The sequence below is a fragment of the Nostoc sp. UIC 10630 genome (genome assembly GCF_010747425.1).
In the GTDB taxonomy this organism is placed as follows: domain Bacteria; phylum Cyanobacteriota; class Cyanobacteriia; order Cyanobacteriales; family Nostocaceae; genus Nostoc.
In genome coordinates this window covers 24,060-39,272 of the sequence record NZ_JAAGOG010000061.1, presented here as the reverse complement: position 1 = coordinate 39,272, position 15,213 = coordinate 24,060, and the positions used below count along the sequence as shown (strand labels likewise).

Here is a 15,213-nt window from a genome sequence, read left to right as displayed (position 1 = left end):
ATCCAAATTTTATGAGGAAGGTAAAAACCTCGCCCGCAAGTGGCGCGACCTGTTCATCCCTTTCCCCTTTAACCTTTTCCCTTTTATTCATCCTTGTTTCCCTCCACCCCTCTGCCCCCACTCCCCTCTACGGCTATTAACTAATTATGTCTAGTAACACACCTACCAATAAACGGATTCGACTCAGAATTCCCAAGGACTATCACCAAGAACCTGTGATTTCTCGCCTAGTGTCTGACTACAATCTGACTGTGAATATCACAGCAGCCATTCTGGGAGCCAATGCTGTCGGGGATGGTTGGTTTGACCTTGAATTACAAGGAACAGATGCACAAATTCAGAGCGGACTAACTTATCTCCATGATTTGGAATTAGAAGTCTGGGATGATACTAAAACAATTGATTGGTAAGGATTATAGCAACAATAGTATGGGCGCACAGCTAGCTGCACGCCCTCACGAATACCCGATAAAGAACTACTATATTAACCAACTACGCTTGAATAATGAAGTCTGTAGCTGTGAGAGCGGGGGCACCGCTAAGAGTGGCAAATAGACCACCACTACCAAAACCAGCCTCACTACCATTTGGATTGTAGAACAACTGCCCACTCACAGCGTCATAGACAATTTTCGCTGTGCTGGCTTTGCCTAAATTGGTCACTTGAAAATCACTGACATTACTAAAACCTATTCCAGGGGTCGAAGCGATCGCACTAAAAGTAGTCTTATCCAGAATAATTTTATCGCCTTGGAAGTGTTTGAAGTCAGCGATCGTATCTTCACCAACAGCAGCACTGGCAAAGGGAGCATTGGTGTTGTACAAAAATTTGTCAGTACCTGCACCACCTACAAGGGTATCATTACCTGCACCACCAATGAGAGTGTCATTACCAGCACCACCCCGCAATACATCGTTGCCACTCTTGCCGTCGATTTTGTCGTTACCTCCTTGACCATTGACCACATCAGCAGAGTTGTCAAAACCCGTGATGTTATTGTTGAGTTCATTGAGGAAAGTTACCGTGTTCTTGTTGTACAGGCTAGTTTGAGTGGAATTTGCATCAAAGACATCAAAGCTGTCGGCAATGTTATTTTGCCCATCAAATAAAATATTACCAATGGCAAGTCTTGTTCCTGAAGCTGGCAAGTTATCGAGGTTTTCTAACTGAAAGTTTTGCAGAGTAACTTTGGTATTAGCCACATTTTCAAAGGTGACTTCCAAATTGCTGCCATTTTGAGTTAGTTGCAGATTTCGGGCAGTTAAACCACTCCCTGTAAATTGCAAGGTGTCAACATTGCCAATCACTGCTGATGAAGGATTTGAGCCTTTACCAACGCCACCAAAATCTGTAATGGTATCATTGCGATCGCCTCGGCGAATTACGAATTTATCTTGACCGCCGTTGCCAGTAAGAGTATCGTTACCACCTTTGCCGTCGATGATATTGTTGCCAGATGTGCCTAAGAGAGTATCTGCACCAGCAGTTCCTGTGAGGTTAGAGTTGCCGATATTCGTCCCGCCAAACAGCACATAGGTTTGCCCAGATTGGGAGCCGATAAGCAGGTCGTCGAAGCCGTCGCCATTGACATCTCCGGCACCACTGACAGAGATGGCTGAGTTGTTCAAAGTGAAGCCGTTGATGGTAAAGCCGTTAGAGCCGTTGAGATCCGAGAGGTTGAGGCTAGAACTAAAGCCTGTACTTTTGCCAAATACCACAAAGTTCTGCTCCGATCTGAGAATAATCAGGTCGTCGAAGCCGTCGCCGTTGACATCTCCAGCACCTCGGACAGAGAACCCTGTGGAATCCGTTCTAATGCCGTTGATAGTGAAACCGTTAGAGCCGTTGAGTTCCGAGAGGTTAAGGCTGGGGCTAAACCCTGTGCTGTTGCCAAACACCACGTAGCTCTGCCCAGAAGCGAAGACGGTACCGTTCTCGGAACTGAAACTTATTGCCCCGATAATTAGGTCGTCGATGCCATCGCCATTGACATCTCCAGCACTACTGACAGGGGAGCCTGAGAAGTCACCTTCCTTGATGCCGTTGATAGTGAAGCCGTTAGCACCGTTGAGGGTAGAGAGATTGAGGCTGGGGCTAAAGCCTGTGCTGTTGCCGAACACCACGTAGCTCTGCCCAGAAGAGAAGCCGTTAGGTGAGGCATTGGATGCCCCGATAATCACGTCGTCGATACCGTCGCCGTTGATATCTCCGGCATCGCTGACAGAGCCACCTGATATGTCACCCATTTCGATGCCGTTGATAGCAAAGCCGTTAGTACCGTTGAGGCTGGAGAGATTGAGGCTGGGGCTAAAGCCTGTGCTTTTGCCAAACACTACATAGCTCTGCCCGGAAAAGTTATTAGCATAAGGTGCGCCGATAATCAGGTCATCGAAGCCATCGTTGTTGATATCTCCAGCACCGCTGATAGAGCTACCCGATATATTATTTGCTGCGATGCCATTGATGGCGAAGCCGTTAGTACCGTTGAGGGTGGAGAGGTTGAGGCTGGAGCTAAAGCCTGTGTTCTTGCCAAATACCACGTAACTCTGTCCAGATTGGGAGCCGTTGGGGTCAGCACCAGATGCTCCGATGATTAGGTCATCGATGCCATCGCCGTTAACATCTCCAGCGCTGCTGACATTGCCTGAAAAGTCATTCGCCGCAATGCCATTGATAGCGAAGCCATTAGCACCGTTGAGGTCTGAGAGGTTGAGGCTAGAGCTAAAGCCTGTGCTGCTGCCAAATACCACGTAGCTTTGCCCAGATTCAGAGCCGTTGGGGTCGGCACCGGGTGCCCCGATAATCAGGTCGTCTAAGCCGTCGCCATTAATATCTCCCGCATCGCTGACAGAGGAGCCTGATCTGTCAGCCGTTGCAATGCTGTTAATGACGAAGCCATTAGTGCCATTGAGGTCAGCAAGATTGAAGGATGAATTGGCCATGATTTTCTCCTGTATTTTTTGTTATTCAGGGAGTAGCTCATATCTGGTATCAGGTAGCTCTGAGTCTCGGTTATATGCAAGACCAGGATTTCAAAACCAAGCAGACTTGCTTTCTGTGCGCGTAAATTCTGCACGCTTTAGGTTGACGGCGATTGGTCGGATATATTAAATCAATGAAAATTAAACATACAAATTCCGCCACTAGGCTTTTACCTGAGTGTCCCTAGTTTTTTCAGTCATCATTAATTTTGATGGGTTGCCAATTCGGCAATTTGATTACCCATCAAAATTAATGCGATCGCTCTCTAGCCGGTCAATTGATTTCGATTAAAAAAACTTAAAATTGCGTTTCCATTTGCGGAAACACTAAATATTCTTATGAATACATCCACCCCACAAATATAGTAAATTGTCAATATATTTTGGATCGAGTTACCTTACATAAATTAATCATATTTTACGTGAATTTACCCATTGCTTTTTTGCATTCTTCGTGGGATTCTCCTTTACATAACAAAAATGCGTTAAATCGATAGAGCTACCGTAGTTTAATAAGAACCAAAAAGATGAAAATTTCTATAAGGCTGACATTCAACCAGGCAAAGTTGAGTTCTAGGGGCGCGGCATCAGCAAGATTCTCTGTCGAACCAAAAAATTGCCTAGGCATCGCTATTGGGAATTAATCTGATGTCTCAGTGTAAATCTGTAGAACCTGCTTCAGTACACAGCCGCATTCTCGTACCTCAGAGGTATCATAGGCAACCTGTAATTTCGCGGCTGGTGTCTCGTTATGGTTTAACCGTCAATATCAAAGCAGCATCATTGACATCCGATAGTGACAGCGATGGCTGGTTTGATTTGGAACTTTCGGGAAATCCCCAAAAACTGACAAATAGCCTATCTTACTTGCAAGGATTGGGAGTGAATTTACTGGAATTAGCGATCGCTAACCACATTCAATCTAACCAGCACTCTTTACCTTTCCCAAATCTAGTTAGCAAACTGAGTCCCAAAGATTCTGCATTCCTGACAAATCAATGGCAAGAACAATTCCAGCAATGGATTTCTCTAGGTCAAACTAATCGATTGCGCTTGCAACTGTGTGTCTTAAAATCTTATTACAAAGAGCCGGTGATTTCTGAATTAGTTTCTCGTTATGGATTAACTGTAAATATTACCAGTGCTACACTTCAACCCGATACAGAAGATGACGGCTGGTTTGACTTGGATTTGTGGGGGAGAACCAAACAACTTTACTCTAGCCTGAGTTATTTAGAAAAACTGGGGCTACCGATTTGGCTGGATTTATCTAGCGTTTATAGCGATAGCTAAGTAATAAAATCGTCACTATCCAATGGCAGCATTAAATAAACGTCAAACCAATTCCCAAACCAGATTATCACTGGTTTCTTCAGTCTCTAACAAAAGCCAAGTCTCTCAGATTCGCCTGCGGATATATATTCCCAAATGCTATCTGCAAGCGCCTGTGATTTCACAATTAATTTCTAGTTACGGCTTGGTAGTTAATATTACTAAGGCTATGCTACAACCAAATACAGACGAAGAAGGGTGCTTTGATATTGAACTAAGGGGAACAGTACCACAAATCTCTAACGGTTTGGCTTATCTGGAATCCCTGAATCTTAGAATTGTGGGCAAGCCGAATGCAGACGGCGATAGCTGGTTTTGTTGAAATAATCTAAATAATTTAAATTTCGTAGTACCAAATATCTTCTTCTCGCACCACAATTCGATGCAGGGAAAGACGAGCAATTAAGCCTTCTTGCTCAAACTGTCCAAGAACACGAGTGATAGTCACACGAGTTGAACCTAGCATTTCAGCCAAGTCTTCGTGAGTCAGACGCATATCTATTAAACGTCCCTTCTCAACTTCCGAACCAAACTTTTTAGATAACCATGCCAACAGCTTGATCAGCATGGTATCAACTTTTTTATGGCTACGAATAACCATCAATTCTTGAGCTTGTTGGATATGGGCAAGTAGAGTTTCTGTTAGTTGAGTCCACTCCTCTACAGGTAAGACTGTCGCCTCTACTTTAGTTAGGCATTCCATCTGATAAGGTTCTAATTTTGACAAAGACTTACCAACAATATCTCCAGGGCCCCACAATCCCAAAGCGACGGTTGTACCATCTTCCAAATAGGTAAAAGTCCTGACAAAACCAGTTTCAATCTTCCAAAGTCCGTTTGGATGCTCTGGTAAAAATGACCTCCGGGCAAAAATTTCTTTAGTATTATTACTGTTTAAGCTAGTTAAATTTGCATATAAAGATACCATGACTATAACACTATTCTCCGATAAATTAACCGTAGTATTATATTTATATCAGGTTATAAGAACCTATGGGTATTTTAAAAAAGGGAATAGGGTACAGGTTACAGGGTACAGATAATTCCCTATCACCTGTCACCTCTCCCCTCCATTCCCTAAATTCCCGCACCATCAAGAAAATCTTCAATCATCCCATCAGACTTATTGCTCTTAGGGTTGTATGTTTGTTCGTAGCCAAGCTCATTTGGGGACAAACTTGATTGATCTTGCAACTCCTCGAACTGTTTCTCTAGAGCCTTGACACGTTCAAATAAAGCGCGGATGACTTCAGCTTCTACGTCGCGGACTTTATCATGATCCAAAACATTGGTAGACAAGTTGTTCTGACGAGTCACGCGCCCTGGAATCCCGACTACAGTTGTGTTACTGGGTACATCTCGCAACACCACAGAACCAGCTCCAATACGGACGCGATCGCCAATTAGAATATTTCCCAAGACCTTTGCACCGGCTCCCACAACCACATGAGAGCCTAAAGTTGGATGGCGTTTGCCAGTTTGTTTCCCTGTACCACCTAAAGTCACACCTTGATAAATCAGGGCATAGTCGCCCACGATCGCAGTTTCACCAATCACAACTCCCATACCGTGGTCAATAAACACTCCCTGTCCAATTAATGCCCCAGGATGGATTTCAATCCCAGTTAAAAACCGACTAATATGAGAGATAAACCGAGGTATGAAGGGAATCCCAATTTTATACAGCCAGTGTGCTAATCGATGAAACACTAGGGCTTGGAGTCCAGGGTAACAGAACAATACTTCTAGCCAGTTACGCGCTGCTGGGTCACGCTCAAAAATGGTTCGCAAATCAGTTAGTAGCATACTCTGTTGAGATTTTCGTTGGTAATTGAGGCTCTGAAAACAGAAACTCAGGATAATTCCCACTAAAAGATCGAGTCATTTATGGGAATTATGTAAGATAATAATCTACGGTAAGTCGATAGAATATAGTGTTTTTGTGGGTAGTAAGTGGGATGCTATCACATTCCACAGGTTGAAAAAATTAATTTCGGATAAACTGCCATAAGTCCCCCAATTCACCGTAGTATGTTGAGTACAGTCTTGAATAGCCAAAACTACGCTCTCTTGGATCTGTCTTCCAAAGTGGAATATGCACTGCTGGCACTCTTAGAACTGGCAAGCCACCACGGAAAAAAACTTCCTCTAACCATGAGTGAGATCACTACCAAACAACCTATACCTGAACGCTATTTGGAACAAATTTTGACCAACCTCCGGCGTGCTGGTGTGGTGCAGAGTCAACGCGGCTCTAAAGGAGGTTTTGTTTTAGCTCGTGAACCTTGGCAGATTACACTTCTGGAAATTGTCACTTTAGTCGAAGGTGAGCGGAAAGAGAAAGATACATCTAACTCTCCGACTCTAGAAAAGACTCTGGTTTATGAAGTTTGGGAGCAAGCTAACGCTGCTGCAATTGAAGTTTTAGGTCGCTATACACTCCAAGACTTGTGCGAGGAAAGAGAGACTCGCGCCCAGCAAAGCCCGATGTATTATATTTAGACACGACGGAGTATTCACATGCGAATAGCGAAAGATATCACAGAGTTAATCGGACGAACTCCTTTAGTTCAATTAAACAAAATTCCCCAAGCTTCAGGAGCGGTTGCTCGGATTGTGGTGAAGCTAGAAAGCATGAATCCAGCATCTTCTGTGAAAGATCGGATTGGCGCGAGTATGGTGGAAACGGCGGAAGAAGCAGGCTTGATTCACCCCGGAAAAACTATTTTAGTAGAGCCGACTTCTGGGAATACAGGAATTGCGCTAGCGATGGTGGCGGCCGCTAAGGGGTACCATCTCATTCTAACGATGCCTGACACAATGAGCCACGAAAGACGATCAATGCTCAAAGCTTATGGCGCTCAATTAGAGTTAACGCCAGGTGTAGAAGGGATGCGAGGAGCGATCGGTCGTGCAGAGCAGATTTTAGCTCAAACGCCCAATGCTTATATGTTGCAGCAGTTCCGCAACCCCGCCAACCCGAAAGTTCACGCCGAAACCACAGCAGAAGAAATTTGGAATGACACCGATGGAGAGGTGGATATTCTAGTGGCGGGAGTGGGTACTGGTGGGACGATTACAGGAGTTGCAGAAGTTATTAAAGGACGGAAGCCAAGTTTTCAAGCGATCGCAGTTGAACCTAGCAGCAGTCCGGTATTAACGGGTGGAAAATCAGGGCCTCACAAAATCCAAGGTATTGGCGCAGGATTTGTCCCAGCAATTTATCGTCCAGAATTAGTGGATGAAGTGATTCAGGTAGCAGATGAGCAAGCGATCGCTTACAGCCGTCGCCTAGCAAAAGAAGAAGGATTGTTATCGGGCATTTCTACTGGCGCTGCTTTATATGCGGCTATTCAAGTAGCACAACGTCCAGAAAATGCAGGTCGTCTAATCGTCATGATCCAGCCTAGCTTCGGCGAACGCTACCTCAGCACCTCACTATTCAAAGATCCAGAAGAGAATGAGTGGTTGAGTAAAGTTTGATTCTGCATAAAAATTTTAAGTAAATATACCAAGCGATTAGAAATCGCGGCTACACAAACGAAGTCCGCCTACGCGGACTCGAAGAATTTGAAACCCACAGAGGTGGGTTTTGTTTGTATAGCCGCGTTCGCGTCAGCGTGCCGGAGGCTCTATTCCATTCGCCAGGGCTTCATGAACAGCTCTTAAAATAGAGCTAAAGCCCTCACTACAAACCTTTTACTATTCACGCCCATCTACTTAGAATTTTTGCCAATTTCATCTACACTTTCATTATTTTTCACCAAAATCATCAAACAGAAACAACTAGCAGCTAGCTTGATTAAGCTCAAAGCTTCGCTTTTTAGTACAATAAAAGCGCCTAATCCGATAAGAATAAAAGGCACAAAATTATTAATATAGCCAGTCAATATATCAGCTATTACTTTGTAGTGAGTTAATTTATATGCCGCATAACACCAAATTCCTAACAATATAAAAAATATTCCGATAATTACCACAAAACTCTCTAAGTTGCTGCTAGCAAATAAAGGCACGTAGACACTAATATTATCGCTACCATTGGCAAGTGTAACGGCTGCTACACTGTAACTTTGGGGAGAAAAAAAACTCGTAATTGTTGATGTCTCAGCCTCTTCTGTCGTAGCAACAACTTCTTTTGATGAATCTTCTTCCCGATTCACCAAACTACTGATACCTATGGACATTGGTAATAAACCAAGTAATCCAATCCAGTTTTTAGATAATATTAAACCGCCAAATAAACCAGGAAGACTAAGGATTAGCAGAACTGTAAAACCTAAAAACTGACCAGCAACTATATGCCGAGGACGAAGGCTAGTATTTATTTGCGAAAAAAACAATAATAAAATGACAATATCATCAATATTAGTGGCAATGAACGCAATTGCCCCTGTAGTAATTGCAGTAACTAATTCGTTCATATTTTACAGCAGTTTCTAGGTCTTTAGACTGATCAGATCAGGAATGGGTATTAAAAAGTAGTGTAGTTTAATTACTTGAAAGGTTAATTTGCTATGGTGAGAAATCGTAGGTTCTAAAAATCCAGCATGAGTAAGTTAGGGACAGTCTTCAGTGAAGGGATAATTGCCTTCATAGCCACTAACATAGATGACATCATTATCTTGTTAATATTTTTTTCACAGATAGATGTTAATTTTCGGCGGCGGCATATCTTACTCGGTCAATATCTGGGTTTTTCAGCCATTATCATCGCTAGCTTACCAGGATTTTTTGGTGGATTGGTCATACAGCGAGAATGGATAGGATTACTAGGACTGCTACCAATAGCAATTGGTATTCAACAATTAATATATAGAAAAGAAGAAACTATAACAGTTCAGACAGTCAGTAGTGATTTTAATCAACCTACGCCTACTAACCCGTTATTGTCTTTTATTTTGAGTGTTTTGCACCCCCAAACCTATAAAGTGGCAGCAGTAACCATCGCTAATGGTGGTGACAATATTAGTATATATATCCCTTTGTTCGCTGGTCATGACCTTGCCAGCTTGGGAATAATTTTAGGTATATTTTTTATCATGGTAGGGGTTTGGTGTGCGATCGCTTATTTTTTAAGTCGTCAACCTACCATTGCTTATATTTTAAGTCGCTACGGTAAAGCTGCTGTACCTTTTGTGTTAATCGGCTTGGGTCTGTTCATTATGTATGAGCGAGGTACATTCACTCTACTACCTTGGGTGAGAAGTTAATCAATGTTGGATGTTGGATGTTGGATTTGGGATCTAAAATCTCAATTTGCTTACACTTGATGAACTAATTTCCAACTCACCATCATCAAAATGGCGTAAATAATAAACCGTAGTGGGCGCTGGGGAGCTACTTGGCAGATTTTAGCACCTAGCAGAACTCCTGGTACAGAGCCGAGCCAGATAGGTATTACTAAATTCCAATCAACTGTTCCCAGGCTGAGATGACCAAGGGCTGTAAACAGCAGTAAAATTGCTGCGTGTGAGATATCAGTACCCACTAACTTCCGTGCATCTAAACGGAAAAACCCAATCAGCACTAGGGCAAACATTGAACCTGATGAGACGCTAGTTAGACCAACTAAACAGCCTAAAATGGCCCCCAAAGTGATTGTTAGGAAGCGGCCAAAGTTAGTTTCTAAGTCTAACTTTGGTAGTTCGGGTAAGTTGAATTTGGGTAAAAAAGTCAATAACAACAATTGCACTAGTGCTAACGCTGTGACTAGCAAAATCATCACACCAAGCAAACGGAGCAAGATGTTATCCAGATTATAATCACCTGTACGTTTAAGAAAGTGCAAAATTCCCACTCCAAACAGTGAGCCTGGAACACTCCCGAATGCCAGCCATTTGACAACTTCTATATCCAGAGTTTTCTGTTCCCAATGCTTAACGCTACCAACAATCTTCATCAATGTGGCAGCTACAACATCAGAACTCACTGCGATGGAAGGCGGAACCTGAAAAACAAAAATCAACATTGGGGTAATGAGAGAGGCTCCGCCAATTCCCGTCAAACCAACTATGATGCCAACGAAGAAGCTTAAGAATGGTAGTGATAAATAGTGCATACTCTTTGGGGGTTTGAGAAAGTCAGCTAGAACTTCACTACTAGAGAGCAATAACTCAGCCGAACTACAGCCCAGTGATAGAGCTAGTCATGGCAAATTATTGTGTTTCTCAAAGGATGAGTGACACAAAGAAAGGTTTATCTAGCTAAAAATTAGGGCAGAGAATTACTAGACAACTTAAAACCTGTCTGAAAGTTTTTGGAAGTATGACAACTGACATTTAGCTGAAACAGACTTTTATAACTGCTTATGGGTCAGTTGTTTTACTAAATCAACTTCTTACTGGTTTTTTTACGGTTTTACATGTAAAAGCCGGTAAAGCTATGTACTTACCGTATTTTACTTGTAAACACGAGCAAACGTCTAGCGTATTCGTTTTGTATATCGCTATATTCTCTGGATAATACACCGCAAGTCTAATGACTCATGGAAAATTTTGTTTTTTACAACCCCGTCAAAATCCTGTTTGGCAAAGCTCAAATCGCCAATATTACTGCTGAAACTTCTGTTGATGCTCAAAAAAACATCTCATTACCTACAGTGGAGGTAGCATCAAAACTAACGGCGTTTATAACCGAGTGAAGTCTGCGTTGTTTGGACTACAAAAAACACTTGACTTACAAGCATGTATAGTGATATAAACAAACAGACCAATTGGTCTGTAATTTTTAATCAATAAACTACACGACTTCCTACTCTAATAAATCGCTGTAATGTCCAAAGGCGAAGCAACAAAAAGTAGAATTCTCCATCAAGCAGCCGAACTGTTTAACCAACAGGGGTATGCAGGCTCATCAATGTCAGACATCATGCGTGTGACTGGATTGCAAAAAGGAGGAATTTATAATCACTTTCAAAGCAAAGACGATCTCGCATTACAGGCTTTTGATTTTGCGATCGCTCGTATTAAACAGCATATTAGATTTGCATTGCGAAGCAAACGCCATGCAGTAGAACGCCTGCAAGCAATCATTGAGGTATTTAGTAGCTTCGCAGAAAATCCACCTATCAAAGGAGGGTGCCCACTGCTGAATACTGCTGTGGAAAGCGATGATGCTCATCCGGCGTTGCGGGAACGCGCTCAACAGGCGATGAACTCTTGGCTGCATCTAATTCGTCGAATTATTGAAACGGGAATTGCCAAGGGTGAAATTCGCTCTGAAGTAAGTGCTGATGAAATTGCCACCATTGTAATTGCAACGCTAGAAGGGGCCATAATGATGAGTAAGCTTTATGGAGATTCAATTCACATGCACAGGATAATTAATCACCTGAATCAATACTTGGAAACTCACCTTTAAATGTATGGTACAAATCAAAGTATATTCTTTAGCAGACAAATTAAATCCTATTAAAACGGAGCTATCAAATGTAATCCATACCTCCCTCATAGAGGTTTTACAGATTGCCCCTGAAAAAAGATTTCACCGTTTTTTCCCACTGGATAAATCAGATTTTTACTATCCATCTGATAGAACAGACAATTATCTGGTTATCGAAATTAGTATGTTTGAGGGACGCTCAGTGGAAACAAAAAAAGAGTTGATTCGCCTACTGATTAAAAATATTAATGAAAAATTCAATATTCCTATATACGATATTGAAATCACAATTTTTGAAACGCCCAAATCTAACTGGGGTATTAGAGGGGTACCTGGCGACGAGTTAACCTTAAACTACAAAGTAGAAGTTTGAAATTGTTGTAGGTAATGGGTTATTAGGCAATTAATAATTACCCATGCTTGAAAAGAGTAAAATTTTTTCTATTTTTACAGACCGATCGGTTTTAAAGTATCAAGAGAAATAATGCTAGTAAATAACAGTTTGCACAGACCATTAGAAGTAGTATTAGAAATTCCTGTAAGAACATACGACATTGACTTTATGGGAATCGTAAGCAATATTGTATATATCAGATGGTTAGAGGATTTACGTTTAAAGTTTTTAGATGAACATTGGCACCTCAATCAACAAATTGATCAAGGATATGCACCTGTTCTAGCTGGAACTGAAATTGAATATAAACGCCCAATAAAAATTATTGACCAAGTAATTGGACGTTTATGGCTAAGTAATTTAGGACGATTGAAGTGGACTGTACAAGCTGAAATTTTCTCTAATAATGAGTTAGCAGCAGTAGCTAGTCAAAAGGGTGCTTTTGTCAGTTTACAAAATAGTCGTCCTATTCCTATTCCAGAGGAATTAAAGAATAAATATTTAGAGCATCAAAAAGGAAATCTGAAAGACTATTCATAAAGTAATACTCTTGGGTTAAGACTTTATCCTCCCTAACCTTCCTTAAAAAGAAGGGAACTAGAGGAAGCCTTTTTAAGGTGAGTCAGGCGCAGCAAATTTTCTGACTTCCCTAATCTTAAAAGAAGCTTTAAGTTACCATATATTTAAGAACATGAGGAGTGAAGAAAATTTCTTCTCATCACTCCTCATCAGCTACTCCTTACACTTGCCTCAAGTACATCACTAAACTGTTGTATGAAACCTCTAACTAAAGATGCACATTATTGTTAAATAAAAAAGTATCTATCTAAACAAATACTATGGAGATACAATCCTTACACAGTATATAGTAATCTGCTTTGATTTTTGTTCGCATAGTGTAGTCTAGCCATACTTACGTGGGTAGGCAAGAGGCAATAGAAAAGAAGGCTTTTTGAGTTGTACAGGGTTTTTTCAATAATCAAATATGAGCTTTATATCTTGATCAAGCTTATTGCTAGTTATCAAGCATCATTATAAAAAAATGTAGCTAGGCATAATTAAAAATATAATAAAATCCTAGTTTGTAGTAAGCAATGAATCGCTCATGGAAAGGTTTATCAGGACTAAAGTCATTACTACAAACTTGAATTTATTTACACCTACTTATTTAAACAGTCAGAGGTTATTTTCAACACAGTAATTTACTTAGCACCAGTCAATATATTTTCGATATCCGCTAGCTGTACAACTCCTGAAAAAGTTGGACTATTAATGACAAAGAAAGGTGTGCCGGAAACACCCAACTTCTCTGCTAATTGGATATCTTTTGTAATTGCAGGAGTAGCAAGAGTAAGATCGCGTTTAAATTTACTTAAATCTAGATTCAGTTTTTTAGCAATATCTAAATATAACGCTTTACCTAGTTGCTTTTGATTAGTAAATAGCGCATCATGATATTCCCAAAATTTGCCCTGTTGATATGCTGCCCAAGCTGCTGCTGCCGATGGTAATGCTTCAGCATGAATTGAAATTAGTGGTAAATTCTTATAAACTAATTTTACTTTATCGGGATATTTTGCTAACAATTGTTTCAATGTTTTATGCGCCTCGGCACAGTAGGGACATTGAAAATCGGAAAATTCTATTAGCACAGTTTTTGATTGAGTTGAACCTGTGGTGGGAGACTCACCAATCACTGTTTGAGGATTGGTCTTTAAATCTTGTAAAAATGCTTGCTGTGCTTGCTTGAGTTTCTGTTGTTGCTGCTGCTGATAAACTTGAACAGATTCAATAATTGCCTCTGGATGTTCGCGGATAATTTGTAAGACTTGCTGTTCTAATTGCGGATCAATCCGGCTAGCAGCTTGTGCAGGAAATGACCAGGTGATAACTAAACAGAGCAGACTTATTGCTGCCCAAGTACGCATATACTGAATGAATGGGCTAAACGAATCAAAGAATTTACTCATAGAAAAACTCATAAATATTTTTTGTCTAACTTTATAGACGCGCAGTTGCTTCGACTTCAAAGTACGCTTCAAGGAAAAATCCCATCATCAAAGTTATGAAAATTCCCTTTTTACTGATTAAAAAGATCCAGCGATCATCCCAACAAGTAAAATAAAACCAATCCACACGTTTTGCCGGAACATCTTACCATAAACAGAATTAGGTAAATCTCGCTGTCTTAATCGCAGAGATTGCCAAACCCATCCCATAGTAGCAACTGCAAGGCTAATCCAGAAGGCTAAGTGCAGATTTATGAGTAAACCTAACCAAGCCAATAACAAGATTGTGCCAGCAAAGAAAATTCCAATAGCTACAGGGGCATAATTCCCAAAAAATAGGGCGCTTGAATTAACACCAATGCGGCGATCGTCTTCCTTGTCGCTCATGGCATAAACTGTATCAAATCCCAATGTCCACAGTACAGTCGCGCCCCAAAGTAACCAAGTTGGTTGAGTGATGGTTTGAGTAACTGCACTCCAGCTAATCAACACCCCAAAACCCCAAGCGATGGAAAGTACCAGTTGCGGTACAGGAAACACTCGCTTTGCGCCTGGATAAAGGACAATTACGGGCACTGCTGCCACACATAACCAGAAACTTAGGGGGTTAAGGTAAAGGGCCAGGATAGCTGCACATGCTAGTGATACGATCGCAACTACAATCCCAACTTTCACAGACAAAGCGCGAGAAGCGAGGGGGCGATCGCGTGTTCTCTCCACTTCTGGATCGATATCCCGATCCCATAAATCATTGACAACACATCCCGCCGCACTCGTGGCCAGAGTACCCAATATAATTACACCAACCAGAGGTAAAGGCGGTTTCCCAGAAGCTGCTAAAAACACTGCCCAAAGAGCCGGAATCATTAAAATTAACCGTCCTTCTGGTTTATGCCAGCGTAAAAGCCGGATAATTACAAGCCAAACTGGTAACTGGGGGCGTTCTGGCATCGTTAACATAGAAATCAACAAATAACTTTAGATAGATGAATTCACACATCTTTACATCTATAGAATAACGTTATTTGTTATTTGTAAAAACATCACCCAAAGTGGCAACTTTAAATATCTTTTAATAGTCGCTAGCGTTAGACGCATTAGGGTGAATATACT

General features: G+C 41.4%; 17 protein-coding genes and 1 pseudogene. 10 read left to right on the top strand and 8 right to left on the bottom strand.

What is annotated here, in order from left to right; all coding sequences use genetic code 11:
• Window positions 1–143 precede the first annotated feature (143 nt).
• Window positions 144–410, top strand: coding sequence for an NIL domain-containing protein (locus tag G1O98_RS16395; protein ID WP_163929773.1), 267 nt, complete (start codon window positions 144–146; stop codon window positions 408–410).
• Window positions 411–492: 82 nt separating this feature from the next.
• Here the strand turns inward: G1O98_RS16395 and G1O98_RS16390 are convergent, their stop codons facing one another.
• Both G1O98_RS16390 and G1O98_RS40740 read right to left on the bottom strand, forming a co-directional pair.
• Window positions 493–2,943, bottom strand: a complete 2,451-nt coding sequence (locus tag G1O98_RS16390; protein WP_163929770.1) for an FG-GAP repeat protein — start codon at window positions 2,941–2,943, stop codon at window positions 493–495.
• Between the two features lie 538 nt (window positions 2,944–3,481).
• Window positions 3,482–3,610 carry a hypothetical protein gene (locus tag G1O98_RS40740; protein ID WP_275941781.1) on the bottom strand — a complete coding sequence of 43 codons (129 nt, stop codon included), beginning with the start codon at window positions 3,608–3,610 and terminating at the stop codon, window positions 3,482–3,484.
• A gap of 20 nt (window positions 3,611–3,630) precedes the next feature.
• Here G1O98_RS40740 and G1O98_RS16385 point away from each other — a divergent pair, with 20 nt between their 5' ends.
• Window positions 3,631–4,275, top strand: a complete 645-nt coding sequence (locus tag G1O98_RS16385; protein WP_163929769.1) for an NIL domain-containing protein — start codon at window positions 3,631–3,633, stop codon at window positions 4,273–4,275.
• A gap of 22 nt (window positions 4,276–4,297) precedes the next feature.
• A complete protein-coding gene (locus tag G1O98_RS16380) occupies window positions 4,298–4,636 on the top strand; it encodes an NIL domain-containing protein (RefSeq protein ID WP_163929768.1) in 339 nt (112 codons plus the stop codon).
• Between the two features lie 15 nt (window positions 4,637–4,651).
• Here G1O98_RS16380 and G1O98_RS16375 read toward each other — a convergent pair whose 3' ends face one another.
• Together G1O98_RS16375 and cysE are read right to left on the bottom strand one after the other, a co-directional pair.
• A complete protein-coding gene (locus tag G1O98_RS16375; protein ID WP_163929767.1) occupies window positions 4,652–5,242 on the bottom strand; it encodes a Crp/Fnr family transcriptional regulator in 591 nt (196 codons plus the stop codon).
• A 149-nt stretch (window positions 5,243–5,391) separates the two neighbouring features.
• Entirely contained in the window at window positions 5,392–6,120 is a 729-nt protein-coding gene (gene cysE, locus G1O98_RS16370) for a serine O-acetyltransferase (RefSeq protein WP_163929766.1), read from the bottom strand.
• Between the two features lie 225 nt (window positions 6,121–6,345).
• Here cysE and G1O98_RS16365 point away from each other — a divergent pair, with 225 nt between their 5' ends.
• Both G1O98_RS16365 and cysK read left to right on the top strand, forming a co-directional pair.
• Window positions 6,346–6,816: an Rrf2 family transcriptional regulator gene (locus tag G1O98_RS16365; protein WP_012411664.1), complete on the top strand. Its 471-nt coding sequence runs from the start codon at window positions 6,346–6,348 to the stop codon at window positions 6,814–6,816.
• Between the two features lie 18 nt (window positions 6,817–6,834).
• Complete coding sequence (cysK, locus tag G1O98_RS16360; protein WP_114080548.1) at window positions 6,835–7,797, top strand: cysteine synthase A; 963 nt, start codon at window positions 6,835–6,837, stop codon at window positions 7,795–7,797.
• A gap of 233 nt (window positions 7,798–8,030) precedes the next feature.
• Here the strand turns inward: cysK and G1O98_RS16355 are convergent, their stop codons facing one another.
• The gene (locus G1O98_RS16355; RefSeq protein ID WP_163929765.1) at window positions 8,031–8,738 is read right to left on the bottom strand and encodes a cadmium resistance transporter; all 708 of its coding nucleotides are present in this window, start codon (window positions 8,736–8,738) and stop codon (window positions 8,031–8,033) included.
• A gap of 126 nt (window positions 8,739–8,864) precedes the next feature.
• On the opposite strand from G1O98_RS16355, the gene G1O98_RS16350 reads away from it, so the two are divergent.
• Window positions 8,865–9,527, top strand: a complete 663-nt coding sequence (locus tag G1O98_RS16350; RefSeq protein WP_163929764.1) for a cadmium resistance transporter — start codon at window positions 8,865–8,867, stop codon at window positions 9,525–9,527.
• A 50-nt stretch (window positions 9,528–9,577) separates the two neighbouring features.
• On the opposite strand, the gene G1O98_RS16345 is transcribed toward G1O98_RS16350, so the two are convergent.
• Window positions 9,578–10,375 carry a sulfite exporter TauE/SafE family protein gene (locus tag G1O98_RS16345; protein ID WP_163929763.1) on the bottom strand — a complete coding sequence of 266 codons (798 nt, stop codon included), beginning with the start codon at window positions 10,373–10,375 and terminating at the stop codon, window positions 9,578–9,580.
• Window positions 10,376–10,801: 426 nt separating this feature from the next.
• On the opposite strand from G1O98_RS16345, the pseudogene G1O98_RS16340 reads away from it, so the two are divergent.
• From G1O98_RS16340 to G1O98_RS16325, 4 genes and pseudogenes are all read left to right on the top strand, one after another.
• A pseudogene (locus G1O98_RS16340) lies at window positions 10,802–10,968 on the top strand (NADH-dependent alcohol dehydrogenase); the annotation flags it as partial.
• A 120-nt stretch (window positions 10,969–11,088) separates the two neighbouring features.
• Window positions 11,089–11,676 (top strand): TetR/AcrR family transcriptional regulator, encoded by a 588-nt coding sequence (locus G1O98_RS16335; RefSeq protein ID WP_163929762.1) that lies wholly within the window; start codon window positions 11,089–11,091, stop codon window positions 11,674–11,676.
• 4 nt (window positions 11,677–11,680) lie between these two features.
• Window positions 11,681–12,070, top strand: a complete 390-nt coding sequence (locus G1O98_RS16330; RefSeq protein ID WP_163929761.1) for a tautomerase family protein — start codon at window positions 11,681–11,683, stop codon at window positions 12,068–12,070.
• Window positions 12,071–12,181: 111 nt separating this feature from the next.
• On the top strand, window positions 12,182–12,631 hold the full coding sequence (locus G1O98_RS16325) for a thioesterase family protein (protein ID WP_163929760.1): 450 nt from the start codon (window positions 12,182–12,184) through the stop codon (window positions 12,629–12,631).
• Window positions 12,632–13,293: 662 nt separating this feature from the next.
• Here G1O98_RS16325 and G1O98_RS16320 read toward each other — a convergent pair.
• Window positions 13,294–14,061: a thioredoxin domain-containing protein gene (locus G1O98_RS16320; RefSeq protein WP_163929759.1), complete on the bottom strand. Its 768-nt coding sequence runs from the start codon at window positions 14,059–14,061 to the stop codon at window positions 13,294–13,296.
• A gap of 117 nt (window positions 14,062–14,178) precedes the next feature.
• A complete protein-coding gene (locus tag G1O98_RS16315) occupies window positions 14,179–15,060 on the bottom strand; it encodes a 4-hydroxybenzoate solanesyltransferase (RefSeq protein WP_163929758.1) in 882 nt (293 codons plus the stop codon).
• Window positions 15,061–15,213 lie beyond the last annotated feature (153 nt).